General features: G+C 59.7%; 14 protein-coding genes, 1 other RNA gene and 1 pseudogene. 7 read left to right on the top strand and 9 right to left on the bottom strand.

What is annotated here, in order from left to right; all coding sequences use genetic code 11:
* Positions 1–4: 4 nt before the first annotated feature.
* From HMPREF1206_RS09355 to rnpB, 3 genes and pseudogenes are all read left to right on the top strand, one after another.
* A complete protein-coding gene (locus HMPREF1206_RS09355; protein ID WP_016423071.1) occupies positions 5–748 on the top strand; it encodes a zinc ribbon domain-containing protein in 744 nt (247 codons plus the stop codon).
* Positions 749–772: 24 nt separating this feature from the next.
* A pseudogene (locus tag HMPREF1206_RS09350) lies at positions 773–1,438 on the top strand (histidine phosphatase family protein); the annotation flags it as partial.
* A gap of 59 nt (positions 1,439–1,497) precedes the next feature.
* Positions 1,498–1,962, top strand: an RNA gene (gene rnpB / locus HMPREF1206_RS10835) — RNase P RNA component class A.
* An 11-nt stretch (positions 1,963–1,973) separates the two neighbouring features.
* Here the strand turns inward: rnpB and HMPREF1206_RS09345 are convergent.
* Positions 1,974–3,137 carry a galactokinase family protein gene (locus tag HMPREF1206_RS09345; RefSeq protein ID WP_016423069.1) on the bottom strand — a complete coding sequence of 388 codons (1,164 nt, stop codon included), beginning with the start codon at positions 3,135–3,137 and terminating at the stop codon, positions 1,974–1,976.
* A 263-nt stretch (positions 3,138–3,400) separates the two neighbouring features.
* Here HMPREF1206_RS09345 and HMPREF1206_RS09340 point away from each other — a divergent pair, with 263 nt between their 5' ends.
* Entirely contained in the window at positions 3,401–3,604 is a 204-nt protein-coding gene (locus tag HMPREF1206_RS09340; protein WP_016423068.1) for an SPOR domain-containing protein, read from the top strand.
* 11 nt (positions 3,605–3,615) lie between these two features.
* On the opposite strand, the gene HMPREF1206_RS09335 is transcribed toward HMPREF1206_RS09340, so the two are convergent.
* Together HMPREF1206_RS09335 and panB are read right to left on the bottom strand one after the other, a co-directional pair.
* Positions 3,616–5,439, bottom strand: a complete 1,824-nt coding sequence (locus tag HMPREF1206_RS09335; RefSeq protein ID WP_016423067.1) for a CYTH and CHAD domain-containing protein — start codon at positions 5,437–5,439, stop codon at positions 3,616–3,618.
* Positions 5,440–5,469: 30 nt separating this feature from the next.
* The gene (panB, locus tag HMPREF1206_RS09330; protein WP_101687482.1) at positions 5,470–6,279 is read right to left on the bottom strand and encodes a 3-methyl-2-oxobutanoate hydroxymethyltransferase; all 810 of its coding nucleotides are present in this window, start codon (positions 6,277–6,279) and stop codon (positions 5,470–5,472) included.
* 140 nt (positions 6,280–6,419) lie between these two features.
* Between panB and HMPREF1206_RS09325 the strand changes: the two genes are divergently transcribed.
* The 3 genes from HMPREF1206_RS09325 (at position 6,420) to HMPREF1206_RS09315 (ending at position 13,317) form a co-directional block, all read left to right on the top strand.
* Entirely contained in the window at positions 6,420–7,760 is a 1,341-nt protein-coding gene (locus HMPREF1206_RS09325; RefSeq protein WP_005511085.1) for a glutamine synthetase family protein, read from the top strand.
* Between the two features lie 62 nt (positions 7,761–7,822).
* On the top strand, positions 7,823–11,005 hold the full coding sequence (locus HMPREF1206_RS09320) for a bifunctional [glutamine synthetase] adenylyltransferase/[glutamine synthetase]-adenylyl-L-tyrosine phosphorylase (protein ID WP_016423064.1): 3,183 nt from the start codon (positions 7,823–7,825) through the stop codon (positions 11,003–11,005).
* A gap of 98 nt (positions 11,006–11,103) precedes the next feature.
* Positions 11,104–13,317, top strand: coding sequence for a hypothetical protein (locus HMPREF1206_RS09315; protein ID WP_016423063.1), 2,214 nt, complete (start codon positions 11,104–11,106; stop codon positions 13,315–13,317).
* Positions 13,318–13,346: 29 nt separating this feature from the next.
* On the opposite strand, the gene HMPREF1206_RS09310 is transcribed toward HMPREF1206_RS09315, so the two are convergent.
* The 6 genes from HMPREF1206_RS09310 to ptsP form a co-directional block, all read right to left on the bottom strand.
* On the bottom strand, positions 13,347–14,774 hold the full coding sequence (locus HMPREF1206_RS09310) for a nitrate/nitrite transporter (protein ID WP_042388791.1): 1,428 nt from the start codon (positions 14,772–14,774) through the stop codon (positions 13,347–13,349).
* 77 nt (positions 14,775–14,851) lie between these two features.
* A complete protein-coding gene (locus HMPREF1206_RS09305; protein ID WP_224784053.1) occupies positions 14,852–16,588 on the bottom strand; it encodes a thiamine pyrophosphate-binding protein in 1,737 nt (578 codons plus the stop codon).
* 136 nt (positions 16,589–16,724) lie between these two features.
* Positions 16,725–18,173, bottom strand: coding sequence for a threonine synthase (thrC, locus tag HMPREF1206_RS09300; RefSeq protein ID WP_042388789.1), 1,449 nt, complete (start codon positions 18,171–18,173; stop codon positions 16,725–16,727).
* Positions 18,174–18,296: 123 nt separating this feature from the next.
* Positions 18,297–19,541 carry a dicarboxylate/amino acid:cation symporter gene (locus HMPREF1206_RS09295; RefSeq protein WP_016423059.1) on the bottom strand — a complete coding sequence of 415 codons (1,245 nt, stop codon included), beginning with the start codon at positions 19,539–19,541 and terminating at the stop codon, positions 18,297–18,299.
* 80 nt (positions 19,542–19,621) lie between these two features.
* The gene (brnQ, locus tag HMPREF1206_RS09290; RefSeq protein ID WP_016423058.1) at positions 19,622–21,025 is read right to left on the bottom strand and encodes a branched-chain amino acid transport system II carrier protein; all 1,404 of its coding nucleotides are present in this window, start codon (positions 21,023–21,025) and stop codon (positions 19,622–19,624) included.
* A gap of 467 nt (positions 21,026–21,492) precedes the next feature.
* Positions 21,493–23,184, bottom strand: a complete 1,692-nt coding sequence (gene ptsP, locus HMPREF1206_RS09285) for a phosphoenolpyruvate--protein phosphotransferase (protein WP_016423057.1) — start codon at positions 23,182–23,184, stop codon at positions 21,493–21,495.
* Positions 23,185–23,258: the final 74 nt, after the last annotated feature.

The raw sequence follows: 23,258 nt of genomic DNA, 5'->3' as shown, positions 1-23,258 counted from the left end.
GACCATGAGGCTTAGTCCACAAATCCAAGTTGCGATGTTGGAAAAGGCGGAAAACCAAACTCTGTTGGATGGGCTCACCGCCCGCCAGAACGTTCTGCCCGAGCGTGCCGAGTTGCAGGAGCTGCGCAAAAAGCACAGCCGTCAGGCCAGTGAGGCAGCGCGCTCCAAGCTCAGCGCCTCCGATATCGGCCGCGATATTGCCAAGCTGGAATCGGACATCAACAAGCTGAAGGCTCGCGAAAAGGCTGATCGTCTGTCGCTCGGTGCCGCAGAAGACGCATCCACGCGCCGTGACCTCGAGCATGACCTGCGCTCCACCAAGCGCCGCCGCGAACGCGCTGAACAGGAACTCCAGCAGTACGAGCGCATGCAGGAGGCCTATCAGGTCGACGCTGAGCACGAATACGACGCCGACGAGGCGCACGATGACATCGTCGCCGCCAAGCAAAGGCTTAACGACGCCGAGGTTGACCTCATTGCGCGCATTTCCATCGCTGAGACCCGAATCGAAGAGGCTGACAAACTCATTGATGGTTCGGCAGCCAAGCTGTACCGTCGTCTAGCGCTTGCTAACGGCATCCCCGTTGCCCGCTTAAACGGACGCACCTGCGGTTCCTGCTTCATGGAGCTCGATGTAGGAACCGTGCATGAATTCACCACGCTTGCGCCGGAAGAAGTGACGTTTTGTCCTGAATGTGGCGCGATGATTGTGCGTGCGGAAACGCTGGGAGCGGTGAAAGGCGCGTAAATGAGCCAGGCTGCAGACAAGCGCGATAGCGCGCCGGGCTGGACGGGTGCGACTACAGATCCCACGCGGTTGGTGCTGCTGCGCCATGGGCAGTCGCCAATGTCGATTCGCCGGGAGTACTCGGGAAGCCGTTCGAACCCCGACCTGACAGAGGTGGGCAGACAGCAAGCGGAAGCGGCAGCACGTCACCTGGCGGCGTTGGTCGATAGCGGCAACATGAGTTTCTCGGCGATTGTGGCCTCTCCACAGCGTCGTGCACAGCAGACCGCAGAGGCGGCAGCCAAAGCGCTCGGGCTGGACATCCACGTTGAAGAGGATCTGCGCGAGACCGACTTTGGGCAGTGGGAGGGCATGACTTTCTCCGAGGCTCACAACGTCACCCCTGAGCTGCACAGTTCCTGGCTTGCGGATCCGGCCGTGGCGCCACCGGAGGGGGAGGATTTCCGCACGGTCGATAGCCGAGTGAGCGCCGCGCGTGAGCGCATCGCTCAACAATTCGGTGCCTCGGATGTGCTGGTAGTCAGCCATGTCACGCCAATCAAGTCGCTGCTGCGCCAGGGGCTCGGCTGCGGCTTTGAAATCTTCACTCGCCTGCACTTGGACCTGGCCAGCCTCTCCATCGCGGAGTTCTACGCAGATGGGCCGACATCAGTGCGGCTGATTAACGACACCAGCTACCTGCGTGGTTAGCAGCCGAGCACGGCGGGTTATTTGAATTGCGGTTGTGGCGGGTACACTAACCATTCGAGCGAGCCGGCCGGGTGATCGCGGCAGTTAACGGAACCGGACGCCTCTTTTACAGAGTGTGTCCAGGCCGCTGTCGAGGAAAGTCCGGACTCCACTGGGCATGGTGGTTGCTAACAGCAACCCAGGGTGACCTGCGGGAATAGTGCCACAGAAAATAGACCGCCGGGCGCACAGCCGATGTCTTTGACGTAAAGCTGTGGAGATCCGGTGAGGGTGAAAAGGTGCGGTAAGAGCGCACCAGCGGGGCAAGTGATTGCACCGGCTAGGTAAACCCCACCAGGAGCAAGGCAAAATCGCGCATGCTTCGTCGTGCGCGTGCGCGAGTGTTTGAGGGCTGCCCGTCCGATACTCGCGGGTGTGCTGCTTCAGGCTGTCAGCAATGGCAGACCGAGATGGATGATCGCCACCCGGCGCTTTCCGAAAGGAGCGCCGAGGGACAGAATCCGGCTCATAGGCCGACTCGTTCACACAAGCTTTTTTACTCGACCACCGCGCCGGCCGCAGTGTTCTCCACACGGATGGTCTCGGAACCGCCGTCGTTAAGCGCGGAGGCAATCCGATCGGCATCGTCGACGTGGGACCACATCACCAGCGACGCACCCGGGCACGGCGCACAACGGGCAATCTTCTCGCAATCGATGGTGTCGGTCAGCTCGGAAATCTGCCCCAGCACAGAGCTTGCCGACGGCGCGGAGCCACGCTCACTGACATCGCGCGAAACCCCTGCGATGGCTGCTTGAATATCGCTGTGACGGATGTGGCCGATTACTGCGCGGGCACGGTCGGAGGATGCGTCGGCTTCGTCAAGCCACTGAATGGCACGGCCGATGGTGGGGATGTCTTCGTCGTCCGGGTGCACCTCGTGACGAGCACGCACCCAGTCCGCGACCCGCTCCTGTGAGTCGGGGAGGCTAGCGAGAGTCGGCACGCCAAAAGCGGCGCAGGCCTGCTGGAAGAATTCGTAGCGCTCCTCGTCGGGCGAACCGCCGGTGACATCGGGGGAGTAAGCGACAGTCAGCGCCAACGACTGCGGGAGAGCCGTCTGCGTGACTGCTTCATCGGAGTGGTTGATGCACAGCAGGCTGTCCGGGCGGCTGCGCAGTGCCGTGGTGTAGGGGTACAGCGGCCACGACTGTCCCTTAATCTGCACCATGGTCTCGTGGAGAGCGGTGGCAATACGCGTGCGGGTGGGCACATCATCGCGGTCGCCAAAACGCGCATTGAGAGCCAGCGCGAGAGCACACTGAATTGCCGGAATCTCTCCAAAACCGCGACCTGGCGCGATAGTGGAGGCAATGGTGACCTTCAGGCCGTTGCTGTTGCGCGGAACGAGATGCAGCGAGTGCTGCAATGCGACGATGGCAGCCGCGACAGCGGTCGGCACCTGAGAAAAAGCGGCGGGGACGCTATCCGGGAAATCCATCTTGGTAGTTTCGCGCTTGTACACGACAACGAGCTGCTGCTCGTCGATTTCCTCGATACCGACCGCAGCATAGGCAGGAATGGCGGTGGCTAGGAGCATGCCGCCGGAGGACGCGCAGTCCTCACCCAACAGGTTGATGGAACCCGGGGCGTATGCAACTGAAGCATTAGAACCGACGGCATCGAAGACGTCGTTTACGACAGCGGGTGCGGCGGGCATGGGTGAAACCTCTCCAGAGATCGGACTCATAGTGCTGGTGTGCAGTGTTCGCGTTCAACGCTTGTGTTCTAAGGTGAACAATTCCGTCGATAATACCCGGCTCGGGGGACAGTGACAAACCTATATACTGGGATTTTATGTCGCCGCAGTGCACATGGCAGGCAAATGGTTGCCTCTCTGCAAGTTTGCTTATGTGCGGAGTTGACGGTGGCAGAACCGCTTGATAACTCGACATGTTCTCGATGTGGAAGAGGAGAAAAATCGTGAGCGACAACAGCAGTAAGTGGTACTACCAGCCGTCGACGGGCACGGTGTTTCAGGGGAAGAAAACCGGTTGGGACGACCGAATGGGCCCCTACGATTCCGAAGAGGAAGCCCGCGCTGCCATGGAAAAAGTCGCCGAGCGCAACAAGGCGGCCGACGACTGGGATGAAGAAGATGACGACTGGGGCGTAGCTGAGAAGTAGGCGCTACGCCTTTAGGCCTTCTTGCCCTTCTTAATCTTCTTTTCCATCTTGCGGAAGGCCTTGAAAACCTTTGCCACGGCATCGTCGTACTCAGCCAGGGCCTTTAGGCCGTCGTAGTACTCCATCTGGTAAAGCACGCCGTATCCGAACGTGTCCCTGCCCGAACGGGAAGCACGCTTAGCGCGAGCCAGCACGAAGTCACGCGCAGTACAGGTGTCCTGGAAGTCACCGAGAACCGACTGCAGGTTCTTGCAGGCAGCGTAGAGCTTCTCGGTCGGCAGGTCCGCGTTCTGAGCAGCTTCCGCGCTGTAGCGGAGCTTCTTCGCAGCCTTGCGGACATCGTGGTAACGCTCGTCCAGATCTGCCTCTGGCAGGTCAGCATCCTCGCGGCCATCGAGTACCAGGTTGTGGCGACGACGGAACTTCGAAAACGCGCTGCGCAGGTGATCGAGCAGCACAGCAGTGGTGTCGAGTTCCTTCGGTGTCGCTACCTTCTCCGGTGCGGCCTTGTCTGAGGTCGTGGAAACTGCTGCATCGGCTGCTGCAGTATCAGGCTCAGCCGCGACCTCGGAGTCGGCTGCCGAAGAATCCTCTGCGGCTGCGTTCTCCGCGCCGTCGACAAGCGAATCATCCTTCTTCTTAGACTTCTTTTCCCCAGCCTCGGCCTCGTCCGCATTTGCGGCAATTGGCGGATTGGCGAGGAATTCATCGAGATCGTCGAGAAGTTGCAGGTACTCGCTGGAATTGAGTGCGAGAATAACGCGATGATGGGCGCGCTCGTAGTCCTTCTGGACATCCTCGACGAGATTCGCACGCAGCTCCTCGCCCAAAGCGGCGCTTTCACGATTGGCCAGCAACTCCTCCCAGCGCATAGCGACGACCTCAGCGTCACGAGCCACGCCGAGAACACCCGCCAGCTGCTTGAGGTTGCTCTCCAGCTCAGCGACCTTATCGCCCACAACAATGCCGTGGAAGGTCTGCATGTGACTGCGTAGCTCACGAGTGGCGACGCGCATCTGATGCACCGAGTCGAACTCATCGCGGCGTACCTTCGGGTCGTACTCGACCATCTTGGCCACGTTAGCGGCCAGCGCATCGACCACAGTGCGCCCCGGAGTGCCCTTCGGCAGCTTCGCTGGAACCGGCGGCAGGGGAGCGGAGTCGATGGAGTCACCCAACGCCGTCGCCAACTTCGATGGGCTTTCCGACGGCACGGCGCCAGCCACCTCAGCGACCTTGGACATCGCTGCCATTACGGCCTTGCCGTCCGGGTGATTTGCCCAATCCCCGAGCAGCTCAATCTCCCACTCACGCCAGGTAGTGGTTTCGCCGCCGTCGAGGAAGGAAGTCGCCGTGACGTGATCATCCGCAAACTCCGCCATGGGTGTGCCATCGAGGGCAAACACCGTGGTGACGTGGCGCTCATTGTCTACCTGCGCGATTGGTTGCAGCGGGTGATTGCGCACAATTGCGCGGACGGGGGCAAGCAACTCAGTAGGCACGATGTAGTCAGCATCGCGGCCTTCACCGTTAACAGAGCCCTCTTCCAGGCCAACGCCGTATTCGAGGCGCCCGCCGGTACCCGGCGCCTTCAGATGCCACCCCTCATCGGGGCCGCCCGTGCGGCGACGCAGAGTGTGCTTGGACCGGGTCAGACGCAGGTCCGCCGTGTCCAGGTAAATCGCGGAGAGATTTCGCACCTCAGTGGTGGTGGAGCCAACCTGTGGAACGAAATCGAACGATGGGGCTACCACTTCTGGGGTAGCTGAGAACTTAGATTCCACCTCCAACGCCGCAGTTGGAGTTTTGGACTTAGAACCAGACTTAGATGCCATAACCACTAATTCTACCCCCGAATCGAAGAGCTAACCCGAGAAGTTCTGCGCCTCAGTAGGGAACTCGCGGGAGTGCACCTGGTCGACATACTGCTTCGCTCCCTTGGTCAGCATCTCGCCGACCTCTTCGAACACCGAACTAAACGACGGCCTGCGGCCATCGGCCGGAACTGCAAAGGCATCCTGCCAGACGAGAACCTGGCCATCACACTGATTACCAGCGCCAATGCCACAGGTTGGGATGGATAGCTCGCGGGTAATCTCGGTGGCCAGATCCGCAGGCACCATCTCAAGAACCACGGCCGCGGCACCAGCATCGGCTACCGCATGGGCGTCGGCACGCAGCTGTTCCGCTCCCGCACCGCGCCCCTGTACCTTGAAACCGGACAGCGCGTTGACGGACTGCGGGGTGAAACCGATGTGCGCCATGACCGGAATGCCGGCGTTGACCAGCGCACGGATGCGCGGAGCGATGCGCACGCCACCTTCAATCTTGATCATGTGTGCGCCGGTTTCGCGCATCATCTTCGCGGCGGACAGCACGGCCTGCTCATCGGAGGCCTCGTAAGTGCCGAAGGGTAGATCGGCAACCACAAGTGCGTTGCCAGCGCCCCGCACGACACCGCGAGCAAGCGGGATCATTTCTTCCAGCGAGATCTCGGTGGTGGTGTCGTAGCCGTAGACAACGTTTGCTGCAGAGTCGCCGACCAACAGCAGCTCGACACCGGCGGCGGAAAAAGCGCGCGCGGTGGAGTAGTCGTAGCAAGTCAGCATTGCCCAGGGGCGAGACTCAGCCTTCCATTCGGCCAGATTATTCAGACGAATCTTTTTTCCGCTCATGTCAATAGAGCATGCCATAGTCACCCGCAATTCGAGGCCACGAGGGCAGCGGTTATGACACGGGCGCGGCAGTTGGCTAGCCACGCCGGATGGTCAAAATGTGTACCGCGAATCCGGGCACCTGGGTAACGTTGGAAAGTATGAACAGTCAGCAGGAATTCGTCCTCCGCGCAATCGAAGAGCAAGATATCCGTTATATCCGCCTCTGGTTTACCGACATTTTGGGGTATCTGAAGTCCGTTGCCGTCGCACCGGCTGAGCTCGAGGGCTCCTTTGAAGAGGGCATCGGTTTCGACGGCTCCGCGGTAGAGGGCTTTTCCCGCGTCTCCGAGGCTGACACTATTGCGCAACCGGATCCCTCGACGTTCCAGGTCATGCCGCGCCTACATAAAGAAGACACAATCACGTCCGCGCGCATGTTCTGCGACATTGTCATGCCCGACGGGCAGCCGTCGTGGGCAGATCCACGCCAGGTGCTGCGCCGCCAAATTAAGGCGCTTGCCGACGAGGGCTTCCACGCGTTCATCCACCCGGAGATTGAGTTTTTCCTAGTAGAGAGCCTGGCTACTGATGGAAAGCCGCCGGTGCCAACGGACAATGGCGGTTACTTTGACCAGGCGGTCTACGACCGCGCACCGCGCTTTCGCCAAGAAGCGATCACGGTGTTGGAAGACATGGGAATCCCTGTGGAGTTCTCCCATCACGAAAACGCGCCGGGCCAGCAGGAAATCGATCTACGCTACGCTGACCCGCTGACTATGGCGGATAACGTGATGTCCTTCCGCTACATCATTAAGCAGATTGCAATGAAAAACGGTGTGCAGGCGACATTCATGCCGAAACCTTTCCAGGATTTGCCGGGCAATGGCATGCACACTCATATTTCCCTCTTTGAAGGGGACACTAATGCATTCCACGACCCGGATGATGAAAACCAGCTCTCCGACACCGCAAAGGGTTTCATTGCCGGCATTCTGACTCACGCCAGCGAAATTTCCGCTGTGACCAATCAGTGGGTCAACTCCTACAAGCGCACGGCATTTGGCGATGAGGCTCCGACGTCCGCGACATGGGGCATGGCCAACCGCTCGGCTCTCGTGCGTGTGCCCATGTACTCACCGGGTAAGGCACATTCGCGCCGGGTGGAAATTCGTTCCTTGGACTCGGCCTGTAACCCGTATCTTGCTTACTCGGTGATTTTGGCCGCCGGTTTGAAGGGAATTAAGGAGGGTTACCAGCTTCCGGAGCAGGCAGAGGACAACATCTCCGAGTTGACCAAGCGGGAACGACGTGCGATGGGCTACCGCGATTTGCCGACATCCCTGGAGGTGGCGCTGCAGGAGATGGAACGCTCCGATCTGGTGGCCGATGCTCTCGGTGACCATGTCTACGAGTTCTTCCTGCTCAATAAGTGGCGCGAGTGGCGCGAGTTCCAGCGTCAGGTGACGCAGTGGGAGCTGCGCACAACTCTGGATTACTAGTTTCCCCGTACCGCCCCCTTCCTTTTTTCGTCTTTAATTTGTTTTTTGGGTGACCAGTTTCAATGGTGATGAATCGACCTCGCACATCTCGCCAATCAGTGCCGCGGCCCGCAGCGCTGGGCTTGCGTAACGACGATCGGACGCGCGCTGACCTGGAAGATTTGGGGTGGTACAACGAGGAGTCCCTACAGCTGTTGTGGGGACTTGCCGGAGCCAGCGACCCCAAACTGGCGCTCATGGCACTAGTGCGGCTGAAAGGCGCTCTCGACGAGCTGGAGCAGCAGGGAAAGCTGGAGGACTGGGCCACCTGGTCCGGTCTAGATGAGGCCATGCGCGAGCAGGTGCCGCTGCGTACGCGTATGTTTGCGCTGCTCGGCGGCTCGAGTGCACTGGGCGATCATCTGGTCGCGCACCCAGAAAAGTGGGTTCTGCTCCAAGCTGAGCTTCCTACTGAGGCAGACATGTTTCGCGAGATGCTCTCCAGCGTCGGGGCTGTACCCGAGGTCATCGAACTCACTGATGAGGCCAGTCTGGAAAAGCAGGAGGATCCGGAGTATCGCAAGCCCGTCGTTGCGCCCGCCACGCTTGAAGGCCCGGGTTTGTACCGTGCGAAGCTTACCGGCCGTGAGGCCGAAGTTGCGATGCAGTGCGCCTACCGCGACTTGATTATGCGTATTGCGTGCTACGACTTGGCTGGCACGTACCCACGGGGTCCTCGCCGTCCGGGACAGCCACAAGTCCCATTCCGTCAGGTCTCGGAGGCGCTCAGCGATTTGGCGGATGCAGCGTTGACGGCTGCACTGTCTGTGGCTGTTCAGCAGGTCTTTCCTTCGTCGCCGGTCTCAACACGCCTGGCCGTAATCGCCATGGGTAAGTGCGGTGCGGAAGAGCTGAACTACATCTCCGATGTGGATGTCATATTCGTCGCAGAGCCGGCGGATGCCCGCGCCACTCGTTTGGCCAGCGAATTTATCCGGATTTCTTGCCACTGCTTCTTCGAGGTCGACGCGAATCTCCGCCCGGAGGGCAAATCGGGTGCACTCGTGCGCACGGTGGATTCCCACGTCGCCTACTACAAGCGTTGGGCCGAAACCTGGGAGTTCCAGGCGTTACTGAAGGCGCGGCCGATGACGGGCGATGTCGAGCTGGGCCGCGAATACATCGATGCTATAGCTCCGATGGTGTGGACCGCCTCTCAGCGGGAATCCTTTGTCGACGATGTTCAACGCATGCGCGCCCGCGTGGTCCAAAACGTCCCTGAAGAGCTTCGCTACCGAGAGCTCAAGCTCGGTCGCGGTGGTCTGCGGGATGTCGAGTTCGCGGTGCAGCTGCTGCAGCTGGTCCATGGACGCTATGACGATAGCCTCCGTGTGCTGCCAACTGTGATGGCACTCGACGCACTGGTCGAGGCTGGCTACATCGGTCGCGAAGACGGTGCCGCGCTGATTAACGCCTACGAGTTCGTCCGTCTACTGGAGCACCGCCTGCAGCTGCAGAAGATGCGGCGGACGCATTTGTTGCCTGCCGAGGACGACACCGAAGCTCTTCAGTGGCTCGGTCGCGCCTCTGGCATCGTCGGTGAGGGGGGCACCGATTCCAGCAAACCGCTGGCCAAACAGGTTCGACTGGCCAGCTCACAGATCCGCTCCCTGCACAACAAACTTTTCTACCGTCCACTGCTGAACTCCGTGGTGGAGCAGGATATTGGAACCCTGCAGCTATCGGCCGATGCAGCAAAGCGCCAGTTGGCCGCGCTGGGCTACCAGTACCCGGATCGCGCCTACGAGCACCTTTCTGCGCTGGCGGCGGGCACCTCGCGCAAGTCGCGTATTCAGGCGATGCTGCTTCCGACGCTGATGGAGTGGTTATCGTCGACACCAGATCCCGACGCGGGTCTGCTCAATTACCGCAAGCTCTCTGAGAAGCTCCACGACGAAACGTGGTTCCTGCGAACGCTGCGCGATGAGGGCGTCGTCGGCCAACGGCTGATGCGTGTGCTCGGTTCTTCGCCGTACGCGTCTGATCTGATTATGAGTGCGCCGGACGTAATTAAACGGTTCGGCGACGGTGCATCCGGGCCGAAGCTTCTGAATACCGACTCCGATGCAGTCGGGCGTGCGCTGGTCGCAGCGGCTGCCCGACACAACAGTCCAGCTAAGGCCATTGGTGTGGCACGTGCGTTGCGCCGTGCAGAGCTCGCGCGCATTGCCTCCGCGGATCTTTTCGGGCTGATGGATGTGCAAGAGGTCTGTCACTCTCTGTCGATGGTGTGGGACAACGTGCTCGAAGCTGCCCTCGCCGCCGAAATCCGTGCATGGTCGCTGGAGCATCCTGACTCGGAGGTCCCGGGCGTTATCTCCGTAATCGGTATGGGGCGACTCGGCGGTGCTGAACTGGGCTACGGCTCCGATGCCGACGTGATGTTCATCTGTGAACCCGGCAAGGACGCTGATGGCACGCCGCTTGTCGACGATTCCGAGGCGGTCAAGTGGGCAACCAGGATTTGTGACTCGTTGCGTCGTAGGCTGGCAAAGCCAAGCCAGGACCCGCCATTGGAGGTCGACGTGGACCTGCGCCCAGAAGGACGCTCGGGCCCGATTGTCAGGACCCTGGATTCCTATGTGACCTACTACGAGCGCTGGGGTGAAACCTGGGAGATTCAGGCACTGCTACGTGCTACCTGGATTGCCGGCAATAAAGACCTGGGCACCCGCTTCCTCAAGGCCATCGATCCGCTGAGGTACCCACAGGGCGGAGCTGATGCCAAGATGGTCCGCGATGTCCGTCGTATGAAGGCGCGTGTTGATTCCGAGCGGCTGCCTCGCGGAGCTGATCGCCGTACCCACACCAAACTCGGTTCCGGTGCACTGACCGATATTGAATGGACTGTGCAGCTGCTAATCATGCTGCATGCCCACGAAGTGCCGGAGTTGCACAACACGTCGACACTGGAGTGTCTGGAAGTGCTGAAAGACCGCAGAATTCTAGATGAGGAGGATACCGACGCACTTCGGGATGCCTGGCTGATGGCGACGAATGCTCGCAATGCGCTGGTGCTCACGCGTGGTAAACGCACGGATCAGCTGCCACAGCCGGGGCGTCAGCTGACTCAGGTCGCAGGTGCGGCGGGGTGGGAAGCATCGGATTCCAACGGTTTTATTGAGCACTATTTGCGTCTGACTCGTCACTCCAGCCGTGTCGTCAATCGTGTGTTTTGGGGTGAGGAGAACCCCGACCACGAGTAGGCCGGGCAGAGGTCTGCCGAACCTCGCTGCGAGGCTGATTATGTGGCAGTGGGGTGCAGCCTTTGTCTTAGCACGGCGACCGGGCATAATGGTGGGCTATGGAACGCAACGTCGATTACTCGGTACGCCCTAGGTATGAGGATTTCATTCTCAACCTCGATGGCACCGACCTGCGTTTTTTATTGAGCCGCACGTGCCCAGCAGCTGACACCTCAGCTGCTGGGCAGGAGGCGGTGGAATTGCTGATGTCACAGGATTCAGCGCATACGGCGCTGTCTTTTTGTGATCCCGATGTTCTCGATGTGGCCCACTTGGTTCATATTCTGGAAGACTCCGCATCGCTGGATACCCTCACGGAAGTGGCTTATTGGGCGTCGGATGCGGACGTGATGGCGCACGATACGCCGAAGGGTGTGGACCGCAAGCGTCGTCGCGTCGGCAAGCAGCAGCTTGAGCATGTGCTACGCCGTGGCCAGCGCCAGGGGCTCGTGTGGGAGGAACCGGCGGGCGTGTGGCATGTGCCGCCACATATTTCGGAGGTGTTCCCGGCGGAACCGAGCCTTAGCTTCCGCGTCGCCGACTTAGTGGCGAATATGCCAGCGGATGTGCTGAGTCGCCGTATGGAGCGCATGGGGCTGGAGCCGGATAACGCGCCGGGAGAGGGCGCACCGCGAGCTCTGAACGCCAGCGATCTGACGGTGCGAAATTTGCAGGCTCGCCAGGTGGAGCACATTGCAGGCTTCCTTTGCGATCCGGTGAAGGTGCGGGCCCTGGTGATGACAGCTCCGGTGGATATTCGCAATGAGCTGCGATGGATGGCAACCGACGAGAAGTACTTGCCCTCCTACATGTGGTCTGAACTACGTGCTGACGCGGTGCGCTGGGCCGAAGAGCGTCTGCTGCTGACTGTGCTAGAAGAACCGGCGATGCCGACATTTGAGCAAGAATCGGAAGCACGCAACGAATCGACAGTGGTTGCCCGCCTGGTGGGCGCAGTCGCGTTGGCGCTCAAGGGCGACATGTGGTCGATTCGTAAGCCGCATCCGACGGAGTCTTTCCCGGCAACGCTGGAGTCAAAGGAATTGACCGAAGCTTCGGTGGCTGCGGTGGCGTTTGCTTCGGCGTTTATGGATGCTGCGGGCAGCGGCGACGGGCGCCTGAAGGACCCGTTGCACATGTATGAGGAATCGAGCCTGCTGTGGATTCAGGACTTCGCAGCGTCAATAGGGGCGAGTGCTTTCGCGGCGCCCTGGATTGTGGAGATGCTGGTCAACGCGGGATTGATTCACGCTGACAGCGGGCATCCGACGCCGCGCGCACTGCAGTACTGGTACAACGCTGATGCCTCGACCCGATGGGCGTATCTCGCGGCGGGCTTCCTCGTTGGTCGCGGTCCGTGGCACGGCGAGTTTCCGTGGGTGACCATGGGCGTCGATGATCTGTCGCATGCCACCCTTGCCTACGGCTACCCGTATGCCGCGCGTGAAGTAGTGTCACTGGCCGCGCAGCTGGAGGAAGATCAGAAGTTCTATGGCTGCTGCGTCGAAGGGCATATGGCTTGGAATGTCGACAACCTCTGCGCTCGCAATGGCGCCGATGGGGAAGCGATGGTCGGTTGGCTGCTGGAGCAGGCCGGCATCTTGGGCATTCTCTACCATGGGCACGCCTCCTGGCAGGCCATGGCCATCATGTATGCCTTGCACGACATTTGGCTGACTGATCAGCACGTCGGTGCTCAGCGCATGGCCGAACTCATCGCTGAGTATGCCGCTGGTCAGGTGCCGACGGCGGAGGCAGTCCAGATTGCCCGCCTGTTCAAGGATGCCGCACCTAACGAGCGCCTGGCTGCCACACTGGATGGCGTCGCCAGCAACCAGGTTGCCCTCGCGTTGGACTTCATCGGCGACCGCGAAACCTGCGCGGAAACCTCCCGCTGGATTATTTCCGAGGAGAGCCTGCGTCGCGCATGCCTCGCGGTTGACGGTGATGTCGATGTCCTGTTTTCCCAGCTGGGACCACTGGTCAATAGTTCTATGAAGCTGGTCATCTACGCCGAGCTAGTCCGCATTACCAAGACCGAGAAGCTGCAGGAAATGTATGAGCGTGAGGCCGTAGCACCAACGCCTTCGCTTGACGACGTCCCGGAGAACGCAGCCCCCGAAACTGACACCGGTGAGCGCGTTTCCCATGGTGCTCAGACTGATGGCAGCGAACGCACGGAGGATAGCGGCCACGCAGACTCCTCCGAGCAAGCGGAGGACTCGGATGACCCGGAGGGACTGGAAGGGCCAGAGCAGCTTTCGCTGTTCTAGCCGCTCCGTCTCTCGACTTCCTGTAGTTCCTACTCCGTAGGTTCCAGCTCAAAACGGCTCTGCTGGGCGACAAAGCGTGCCGCCGCACGCTTTGCCACCAGCAGGCCAACGAAACCAATCACCCACACACCGACGACAGCCAACCAGCCAATGCGGAAGGTCTCCCAGGTGTAGTTTCCATCGGGAGCTGCAATATCCAGCAGGAAGCCGACACCTTGTGCAGCGAGCATGGTGGCCACAAAACCGCCCATATTCGCCAACCCAGTGCCGGTGGCGAGTACCTTGCGATCGACCTCTTCGCGCACTGAGTCAAAGCCGAAGTTGGACATCGCGCCAAGACCGGCCATTAGGATGTTGACTACGATAATTGCCCAGTACGCTGGTGGGTTGCTCGGTGCCAGGAACACAATCCAGACGGCCATGTTGATAAACGCGATTGCGACAACAACCTTGATACGGTCGCGGCCGGTGCGTGCCGAGACCATGCCCATCAACGGCCCGGCGATAATTACTGACAGCGTGTTAACGACCAGCACCACACTGGCCTCGGAGGGCTTAAGACCCATACCTAGCATCATCAGAGGCATGCCCCACAGCAATGTGAAGATGCACTGATGCATCAAACCAGTCCAGTGAGTGAAGAAACCCTGCCAGCACACCGGGTGAGTGGTCACAATCTTCAGAGTCTGGCCGATAGTTAGTTTCTCATCGGCTGCGGCAGAGGCTCCGCCATCGGCAGCCGTTTTCGCGGCCTTCTCGGCGGCGCGGCGTTTACGAAGTGACATCTTGGCTGTGGAGGAGTTCTCCGGGACGTCGGCAAGCGCGATCATGCCTACGAAAGCGATGAGAAGACCCGCGGTGCTCAGCGACAAGAACGCGGGCACCCACCCCGCGGCGTGCAGAATCGCGAGGAACGGGACCGCAGAGATGAACTGGCCGAGCTGGCCAAGACCAGCCGTGAGCTGCGTGAACAGCGGAGTGACGCGCAGTGGGAACCACGCGGGAAGCAGCCGCATAGCACCGAGGAATGCCGTGGCATCGCCGGCGCCGATGAACACACGAGCAATGACAGCCAGCGGATACGATGTCGTGAACGCAATGATGACCTGGCCCAGTGCCATGATCAGTGCGCCCACGACCATCGTTTTCTTGGCGCCGACGCGGTCAATGATGATGCCCGTCGGAATCTGCGCCAGGGCGTAGACGCCAACCTGCACGGCGGTGAACAGCGCGAGTTGGGAGGCGTTGATATGGAAGCGATCGAGCGCCTCGACGCCAGCGACACCCATGGAGGTGCGGCCGACGATGGCAACGATGTAGGTAATCAGCGCCGCCAGCCAGACGGCAATCGCGCGACCAGTGACATGCTCGCGCGGGTCCTTTGCCACTGCGGTGGCGAGCTGATCTGTTGATGAAATCTGATCTTTACCGTTACGCTGCTTTACCACTCGCCACATTGTAGACCCCATCAACCAACCGGCCTGAAGAGGGGTCGCACCGGGGCCTAGATGGCCCCGATCATGCCTGCGGCAAACTACCTTTGTGCCTTAGCCAGAACTTCCTTCACGAAGTCCGCGACCACCAGCCGTGAGACCTTGAAATCAATTACGGCAACGGAAGCCTCATCGGAGTTGGAAACGTCATGGAAGTAGGCGTCGAGTTGGGCAAAGTCCTCAGGTTCGCCGACACTGAAACCGTGAGCGCCATAGGCACGTCCGACTGCGGCGAAGTCGTAGTCGGCAATCTCCATGGACGAGGTGTCCAACCCGACATCGCCAAACTGGTGCAGCTCCGCGCCATAGGCAGCATCGTTAATGAACACCACGCAACCGCCACGACCACGCCGCAGCTGCTCAATCGCCGCAGGTAAATCCGCAATACCCATCGTGCCGCCACCGTCACCGGCGACTAGCACGCAATAGTCCTTGGGGCGTGCCGCCGCGAGGCCGACAAGTGACCCCATGCCCAAACCAATTGACTGAATCGCCGTGCCCACAATCACTTGCTGCTGCGGACCAGGCACATCAAGATATTTCGGAACCCACCCCAGGAAATGGCCACCGTCAGTACACACAGCGCGCTGATTGGGCAGGATACGATTCAGATACTGCAGGCACGCCCGCGGATCCAACCGGCCATCCGCGCACGTCAGGGACTCGACCTCCGCTGTCGTCGGCAGTGTCTTCAACTCCGCACGCCATGTGCTTGACGACGCCCCCCGGGACTTCTCCAGCTGCTCTGCCAGTACGGGCAGAAGTTCCTCCAACTTAGCCAATAGCGGTGTCACCGACGGCTGAGCAGCGGGATGGGGCTCGTCGACAACCTGGATAATCTTCGCGTCCGGTGCAAACATGTTGCCGCCACGGTTTTGGAAAGCGTTGAAGCTTGCTCCCAGGAACAGCACCACATCGGCCTGTCGAGCTAGCTCCACCTGCCACGCGTGCGCAAAACCGCCAACGGTGCCAATCTGCCACGGACTGGAAAGCACATGACGAGCCATCGCTGAGTGCATAAACAGTGCCCCCGCACCGTCCCCGATGCGGCGAACTAGATCTGCGGTACCAGAGAGCAACACACCTCTACCAGCAATAATGAGTGGGCGACGGGCAGTTTGCAGTTCCTCGGCCAGCGACGCGACAGTTGACTCCAACCATTCTGGTCGGCCGGTGTGCAGATGCTCCTGATTAGTCGACTGTGTTTCAGACGCAGATGCCGTAATCGGTGCTTCTTGGATGTCATAGGGGAGCAGCAGCACGACAGGCTGCCGAGAACTCAGTGCGTGCTGGACCGCAAAGTTTGCGTCGTCAAGCGCGGACTCGGGAGTAACGGTGCGATGACAGACGTCGAGGGCGTCGAGGAGCGCCGCCTGATTAAGGTCAAAGGGACGTGGGCGTTCCGGGTGCGTGCCGACGACAAAAATTAGCGGAATACGGGCTACTCGAGCCTCGGCCAGAGTGGTTAGCGCATTGGTAAATCCTGCGCCGCAAGTGGCGGTCGCGATGGCAAGCCCTCCACCTGCACGGTGGAATGCATCGGCGGCCCCGACAGCAGCCGATTCGTGTCGGACGGAGGAGTAGCCGAATCCCGATTCAGTAAGGGCTGACGTGAAGTGGGAGTTCGCGTTGCCGATGAGACCGAAGCAGTGGTCGCAGTGCTGGGCCAGTGTGTCGGCCAGCGCCCGCGAGACCGTGGTTGTCTTTTGGGAACCTTCCTGCGGGGAAGATGCGGGCGCGTGGGGCATAGGACGGCTATTAACTCGAGTGAAACTCATGTGAACAATTGTGAGGTAATCACGGGGGTAATAACAGCCCTATAGCCCAAGATAATGCCGTTTGCCCTTAAAAAAGAGGGCACTATTCCACATCGCTGCTGCGCGGATGGGGGGGGAGGTTGGGCTATGCCCGGTTTTAAGCCACGTTGTCGTCGATGAACTTCTTCACCACATCGACATCATTCGGCAGCTCGGTAACGCGGCGCGGGGCATTCATGATGTCCGCGAAACGCTCCGGGCAGTCCGGCTCGCGTCCGGTGGCCTCCAGGATGGTCTCGGAGAACTTTACCGGCAGAGCGGTCTCCAGGCAGACAATTGGGGTGGATACCTGGTCTACCAGGCCGCGGGCGACGTGGATGCCGTCAGCGGTGTGCGGATCGACCATGACCTCTAGGCGCTCCCAGCAGTCCTTGATGGTCTCGACGCGGTCAGCGTGAGTCGAGCGACCGGAGAGGAAACCGTACTGGGCAGAAGCCTCCGGGAAGATCGGATCAGCAGTAAGAGAGAAGCCGCCCTCCTTGACCTTGACACCAAAGAGGTCTGCAGTGCGCTCAGCATCGCGCCCCAGCAGATCGAAGATGAAACGCTCGAAGTTAGACGCGCGGGAGATATCCATCGATGGGGAAGAGGTAGCCTGAGTCTCCGCAGCGCTGCGCACGCGGTAGGCACCCGTGCGGAAGAACTCATCCAAGACATCGTTTTCATTGGTAGCCACAATCAGGCGGTCAATTGGCACACCCATCTGGCGCGCAATATGGCCGGCGCAAATATCACCGAAGTTGCCGGTCGGCACACTGAAGCTGACCTTCTGCGCGTTGTTCGCCTCAGCACCGTTGCCGCCAGTGACACGAATCCACGAGGAGACGTAGTACACGATCTGAGCCATCAGGCGAGCCCAGTTGATGGAGTTGACTGCGCCAATGTGGCGGCTGGCCTTGTACTCCAAGTCACCGGAGACCGCCTTAACGATGTCCTGGCAATCGTCGAAGACACCGTCGAGGGCGACGTTGTGAATGTTGGCATCCTGCAGACCAAACATCTGAGCCTGCTGGAACGCGGTCATTCGACCAGCCGGAGTTAGCATGAACACGCTGATTCCCTCACGGCCGCGCATTGCATACTCGGCCGAGGAACCCGTGTCACCAGAGGTGGCGCCGAGGATGTTCAGGGTCTCGCCACGACGAGCCAGCTCATACTCGAAGAACTCACCGAGCAGCTGCATCGCCATATCCTTGAATGCCGCTGTGGGGCCCATGGACAAGTGACCGATGTAGAGCTGATCTTCCAGCTTCGTCACCGGCACAATATCCGGATCGGAGAACTTCGGGTAGGTGTACGCCCGTGCACAGATACCGCGCAAATCCTCCAGTGGAATGTCGCCCACAAAAAGGCTGACGACCTCTGCAACCAAGGCTGCGTAACCGTCGTCGACAAGCACGGAGCGCCAACGCGTCAAAGTGGCATCGTCAACCTGTGGGTACTCGACCGGCAGGTAGAGGCCACCGTCGTTAGCGAGACCTCCCAGGAGAATGTCTGAGAACTTGTGCGGCGTGCGCTCTGGGTCGCGAGTCGAAATGAAGTCCAAGGCGGGCCCCTTACATGTATGCCAACACCCGCCGCATCGGCCCATAAGAAGGCCTTTTGAAAGATTGCGACGGGGTTGACCGGTGGATGTTTTCTTTAATTTTTACATATGCACCGAAGCCAGTTAGGCCTCGGTTGTGGAAGATGCGGAATTGGCCTCTTCAGCGTCGAAGCTGAGCTCTTCGGAACGGTCGATGACATCATCCTTGGCAAAGCGGTTAATAATCATGGCAATTGCACCGTCACCAGTGACATTACATGCGGTACCGAAGGAGTCGATGGCGATGTAGGCGGCAATCATCAAAGCGACCTGCTCCTGATCGAAGCCGAGCATGGACTGCAGCACTCCGACCGCGGCCATAATTGCGCCACCCGGAACGCCCGGAGCCGCGATCATGGTGATACCCAAAGTGAGAATGAAGCCGATGGCCATGCCCGGCGAAAGCGGCTTGTCCGCCATAAACATCACAGCAAACGCGAACAGGGTGATCTTCATCATCGAACCGGCCAGGTGAATGGTCGCGCACAGCGGCACGGTAAAGCCTGCGACCTTCTCCGAGACACCATTCTTCAGCGCGGCCTTGTAAGTCACCGGAATGGTAGCGGCCGAGGAGGAGGTACCGAGTGCGGTGGCGTAAGCCGGCAGCATGTTCTTCAGGGACGTCCACGGGCTGCGGCCAGCGATGGCGCCAGCGATGGAGAACTGGATTGCCAACAGGAGCACGGTGCCGATGACTGCCAGAAGCAGCACCTTGAAGAACATCGACAGCGTCGTGGTCAGGTTGCCGTTCATGCCCATAGACAGGAACATGCCGAAGATGTAAATCGGCAGCAGCGGGATGATAAACGCCGAGATGATCTTCATAATCACGTCGCGCAGCTGCGTCGCACCGCGGTAGAGCGAGTCCGACTTCACGGTGGTCATCGCCACACCGACCGTGAAAGCCAGCAACAGGGCGGTCATGACGTCAAACGGTGGTGGCATCTCTACATTGAAGAAGCTCTCCAGCGCGCCCTCATCAATATCCACCGATGTGCCGGCCTGATCAGCGCCGAGCAGCCAAGGGTAGAGCCCCTGGGTGGCGGCGTAGGCCAATAGACCCGAAAACACCGTCGAGCCGTAGGCGATAGCAGTGGTAATACCCAGCCACTTTCCGGCGCCGCGGCCCAGGCTAGCAATCGCCGGCGTGATGAGGGCAAAAATCAGCACCGGGATAAAGAAGCCCAGGAAGTTACCAAAGAGGCCATTGAAAGTGACAAAAATTCGAGCCAGCCAGTCCGGGAAGAAAAAGCTGCAGACAATGCCCAGAATAATCGCGACAATAACGCGGAAAAGGAGCGTTTGCGTAAAACGCATTCGGGTACTCATAGTCAATCCTTGTTCGGATGGAATTTACTTCTCTAGCGTGCGGTATTTACGTTATGCAACGCAAATAACCGGGTGTGGTTTTACGCCTTTTCGGCTACCTCTTCTGCAACGGTCTCGTCGGCAAGCACACTCGCCGGGCGATTTGCGCGCTGCTTTCGCGTGACGACGTCAATTGCGTATCCGATCATCGTCGCTGCCAGAGTCGGCAGGAACCATCCGAACTCGATGGTCTGACCAGGTACGAGACTGAGGAAGTCCGCCAAAGCAGAACCACCGACACCCAAACCGGAGAGTACTGAGATACCCGACCAGATGGTGGCAACCCAGACGCCCAGGCGGTAGGTGTAATGCAGCTTGAAGGAGTAGGAAATGACCGGGTCGAGAAGAGTCAGTGCAATCAGAGTGATAGCCGGCGGGTAAATAAAGGTGATGATCGGCGCGGCAATCGCCAGTACCTGAGACAGCCCCTGTGTTGCCATTACGAAGGACATGACCGTGAAGATAATGGCCCAGGCCTTGTAACTGATGCCCGGAAGCAGCAGGTTGAAGAACTCACTGGTGGCGGCAATTAGGCCGACAGCCGTGGTCATACATGCGAGCAAAACGATGAGGCCGAAGACAATCTGTCCGACCTGGCCCATGGCCAGCTTGGAAGCCTCTGCGAGAATGCCCGAGCCGTTATCGAAGGAGGCGGCATTCGGCAGCACCTGGCCGACATAGCCCAGACCCAAGTAGATGATGGCGAGCAAAATGCCGGCGAACAGTCCTGCGGTCATGGTTCCGCGAACCATGCGCTTGCCTTCTGGGACACCGCTGACGCGCAGGGCGGAAATCACAATAATGCCGAATGCCAGGCCGGCGATGGAGTCCATGGTGAGGTAGCCCTCGACCAGGCCGGAGGCAAATGGGGTAGAGGAGTACTTCTCAATTGGCGCAGCCGGAGCGGCATCGAATTTGAATGCCGACATTCCAACCAATACAACCAAGAGAATCAGCAAAGCCGGGGTGAGAATCTTGCCCAGTTTGGACACAATTTCATTCGGATTCCACGCAAGTGCTAAGGCGATACCGAAGAAAACAAAGTAGAAGGCCGCAGCGACGGCCAGTGAATCACTGCCGAAAATCGGCTGGACACCGGTTTCGTACGACACGGCACCGGTACGCGGCAGAGCGTAGAAAGCACCGATGGAAAGGTATGCGATTACCGGGAAGCCCAAGGAAAAGATGCGGCCCGCGCGGAACGCTAGGTCACGCAGGTTGTTGCCTGAAATGGCGATAGCGATGATGGCCAGAACTGGCAACGCCACACCGGTGAGCAGGAAGCCGGTGATTGAGGGGCCAAAATTGGTACCGGAATCCACTCCGAGCTTCGGCGGGAAGATGAGGTTGCCCGCGCCGAAGAACATCGAAAACAGCATGAGAGCTGTAACAACGATAATGGAAGCGAAAGACTTCGGGGACTCCACTCCGCTCGACTTGGTCATGAGAATTGTGTTCTTTCTAAATTAGTGTCGCCCGTAAGGTCAAGGGCGATGCTGCAAGCTGCTGTGGCGATGCCATTGTTGCCGGTGCTGCGGTGGCGCAAACGCCCGTTACAGCAGCGCAATTGCAGTTCGTGTGCCCATGTAGATGAAAGGCCACGATGTCGAAAACTGACACTCTTAATGTGAAATTGTGAATTTTCACGGGCTGGGTGGAGCCTGATGCGTGAATTAAGTTGCGGCTTGTATGATCCGTCTTTATTTGAATTATTAAGGGGCTTCGACGGCGTTGGTGGTGCCGACGAAGGCACTCTATTTATCCTAATGGGGCGTTCGAGAGAGGGAAAATCAAGAAATTTCCCAGAAAATTTGCTGCCTGTGATGGAGCAGCGAACATAAGAGAAAGAGCCTGGCGCACACGTTTACGCTGACAGCGTGTGTACGCCAGGCTTAGTGCTAATTCCGTCGCTCTACAGCAGATCCTTCACCTTCGGATCCACCAGCGCGGTCACTGCGGCCTTCGCATCGGCCGCAGTTTCGGCATCGACAGCGTATGCTGCCATCTGCTGGCAGGTAGCGCGGTCGTGGAGGCGGAGAGCGGCGCGGACGGCCGGCACCTTCTTGGAAGCCATGGACAGCGAGCTCACGCCGAGGCCCACCAGGACCAGTGCCAGCAGCGGGTCACCGCCGGCTTCACCGCAGACACTAATGGGCTTGCCGGTAGCATTGCCGCCCTTGCATGCGGACTTAATCATTTGCAGCACAGCCGGCTGCCATGGAGATAGGAGATCCGCCAGAGCCCCCTGCATACGGTCGGCCGCCATAGTGTACTGCGACAAGTCGTTAGTACCAATGGAGGCAAAGTCCACAATGGACAGCAGCTGCTTCGCACGAATCGCTGCTGCGGGGACCTCAATCATGATGCCGACCTTCGGCAGGCCACGCTCACGCGCTTTGTCCGCAAACCACTTTGTTTCTTCGACCGTTGCGATCATCGGAGCCATAACCCGTAGGTCAGCCTTGCGCCCGGTGGCGTCAAACGCAGCGGCGAGTGCATCCAGCTGCGTATCCAGCAAATCTTCCCGAGCCTGCGACAGGCGCAGTCCGCGGCGACCCAGCGCCGGGTTTTCTTCCTCGCCTAGGTCGGCAAAGCTCAGCGGCTTATCCGCACCCGCATCCAGCGTGCGCACAACCACGCGTCGCTCACCGAATGCCTTCAGCACACGAGTGTAGGTTTCCGTTTGTTCTTCCAAACTCGGAGCCTTGTCGCGGTCGAGGAAAAGGAACTCAGTACGGAACAGGCCGGTGCCCTCATTATCCTGCGCTGCCGCAGACTCACCATCTTCCGCGGTACCAATGTTGGCCAGCAGATTCACCGGGTAACCATCAGCGGTCTTGCCTGCGCCCACAGACTGCGCTAGGGCTGCTTCCCGGCGTCGAGCGCGCTCTTCCAACGCGGCGACCTCATCGGCGGTCGGATTCGCAATCACCTCACCGGCGCCGCCGTCAATGGCGACGAAGGTTCCGGCCTCGAGTTCCATGACGCCCTTCGCCTTAACGACGGCTGGAATGCCCAGCTGTGCTGCGAGGATAGCCGTGTGACTGGTCGGCCCGCCACCAGCGGTGGCAATGCCTACGACCAACTCGGGGTCAAGACCCACGGTTTCGGCGGGCGCGAGATCGTCGGCAAGCAGAATAGTTGGGGTGGAGACATCCGGGACGCCCGGTTTTGGCAGGCCACGCAGCTCGCAAATTGTGCGGTCGCGAACATCGTAGAGGTCGGTGACACGTTCAGCCATGTAGCCACCGAGACTGGTTAGGAGCTGCGCGTAGTCCTCAACGGCATCGTGAACGGCCTGGGTGACGCCGGAGCCTGCCTTGAGTTTCTTCACCACGGCCTTGGCGAGCGCCCTATCGGAAGCCAGTTGCGCAGTGGCCTCCAGAATCGGACGTGCCTGCGGGCTGGAGTGCTCAGCCTGCTTCTTCAGCGACTCTGCGACGTTGGCCATCGCTTCGCGGACGCGCTCACCATCGGCGACGGGATCGGTCGACGACGGTTCTTGAGTATCAACTCCCGGGGCGGGGAGTACCTTTACTACTTCAGCGCTGGCCGTACCGGTCGAGACACCGATGCCATAGATGACAGTGTGCTGCTCGTTCATTGCTTCCGATCTCCTTTTCGGGACCTCTGCGGGGATACTCGTCGGTCGTGGTGTGCCGTGGTGTTATCCAGGAG

The sequence above is a fragment of the Corynebacterium sp. HFH0082 genome (assembly GCF_000411235.1).
GTDB classification, from domain to species: Bacteria; Actinomycetota; Actinomycetes; order Mycobacteriales; family Mycobacteriaceae; genus Corynebacterium; species Corynebacterium jeikeium_D.
Note: the sequence above shows the minus strand (reverse complement) of the source record. Positions and strands in the feature narration are given on the sequence as shown.